The sequence below is a fragment of the Geomicrobium sp. JSM 1781026 genome (assembly GCF_041949955.1).
In the GTDB taxonomy this organism is placed as follows: Bacteria; Bacillota; Bacilli; order Bacillales; family Marinococcaceae; genus Geomicrobium_A.
This window is the reverse complement of record NZ_JBHFQF010000029.1, coordinates 1-1,181: the sequence shown is the minus strand read 5'-3', so window position 1 is coordinate 1,181 and position 1,181 is coordinate 1. Positions and strand designations below refer to the sequence as shown.

Annotated in this window: 7 tRNA genes and 1 rRNA gene; all 8 read right to left on the bottom strand. The window is 48.3% G+C overall.

From position 1 onward, the window contains the following. Positions 1-133 precede the first annotated feature (133 nt). Positions 134-209: transfer RNA gene (locus ACE1TF_RS20455), tRNA-Ala, on the bottom strand. Between the two features lie 21 nt (positions 210-230). Further along, positions 231-307 (bottom strand) — tRNA-Pro (locus ACE1TF_RS20450). Positions 308-587: 280 nt separating this feature from the next. Beyond that, a tRNA-Arg gene (locus ACE1TF_RS20445) sits at positions 588-664 on the bottom strand. A gap of 13 nt (positions 665-677) precedes the next feature. Further along, positions 678-752 (bottom strand) — tRNA-Gly (locus tag ACE1TF_RS20440). 16 nt (positions 753-768) lie between these two features. After that, positions 769-844: transfer RNA gene (locus ACE1TF_RS20435), tRNA-Lys, on the bottom strand. A 41-nt stretch (positions 845-885) separates the two neighbouring features. Next, positions 886-961, bottom strand: a tRNA-Thr gene (locus tag ACE1TF_RS20430). A gap of 13 nt (positions 962-974) precedes the next feature. Further along, positions 975-1,050, bottom strand: a tRNA-Val gene (locus tag ACE1TF_RS20425). Between the two features lie 7 nt (positions 1,051-1,057). Then, positions 1,058-1,174: ribosomal RNA gene (gene rrf / locus ACE1TF_RS20420) — 5S ribosomal RNA — on the bottom strand. Positions 1,175-1,181: the final 7 nt, after the last annotated feature.

Sequence of the window (1,181 nt, the reverse complement as noted above, 5' to 3'; positions counted from 1 at the left end):
TCTCCATTGAAAGTGTTCCTTTTTTCGTCAGCACGGGGGTGCCAACGAGGCTCGTGCTTCTTTAATAGAAGCGCTAGCTTTTATTGCTTTAATTCGCTTATCTTTCATTCAGTTTTCAAAGGGCAATATTAAATGGTGGAGCCTAGCGGGATCGAACCGCTGACCTCCTGCGTGCAAAGCAGGCGCTCTCCCAGCTGAGCTAAGGCCCCATAAGTTGTCCAATATTTAAATGGTCGGGAAGACAGGATTTGAACCTGCGACCCCTTGGTCCCAAACCAAGTGCTCTGCCAAGCTGAGCTACTTCCCGTTTTGTTGAAAATAAACTGCGAATCTCTTCGTCAACTGCATTCACTCGTTCGAGTCGTGTACCGTGTACACTCACTCTCTCATTCACTTGTTTCCTCGACCTTCTTGTTTCTTTTCAACAAAAAGTCTTAAATAAACTGCGAATGTCTGCGTCAATTGCATGCACCCGTTCGAGTCGTGTACCGTATACACTCACTCTCTCATTCATTTCTTGACCTTCTTGTTTCTTTCCAATAAAGGTCTCAGATACATGATGAATCTTTGTTTAAACTAAATAAAAATGGCGCGCCCGAGAAGAGTCGAACTCCTAACCTCCTGATCCGTAGTCAGACGCTCTATCCAATTGAGCTACGGGCGCACATAAAATTGTTTGGAGCGGAAGACGAGATTCGAACTCGCGACCCCCACCTTGGCAAGGTGATGTTCTACCACTGAACTACTTCCGCAGTATATTATAAAAAATGGTGAGCCATGGAGGACTCGAACCTCCGACCCTCTGATTAAAAGTCAGATGCTCTACCAACTGAGCTAATGGCTCATCACAGTCATATAACGTTCACTGCACGTAATAGACGAAACTGGTGCCGGCCAGAGGACTTGAACCCCCAACCTACTGATTACAAGTCAGTTGCTCTACCAATTGAGCTAGACCGGCACAAAAAAATAAATGGTGGAGGGTGACGGGTTCGAACCGCCGACCCCCTGCTTGTAAGGCAGATGCTCTCCCAGCTGAGCTAACCCTCCGGATGTTGCCAGGCGACGTCCTACGCTCACAGGGGGCTGCCCCCCAATTACCATCGGCGCTGAAGAGCTTAACTTCCGTGTTCGGCATGGGAACGGGTGGGACCTCTTCGCCATCATCACCTGACTATGGA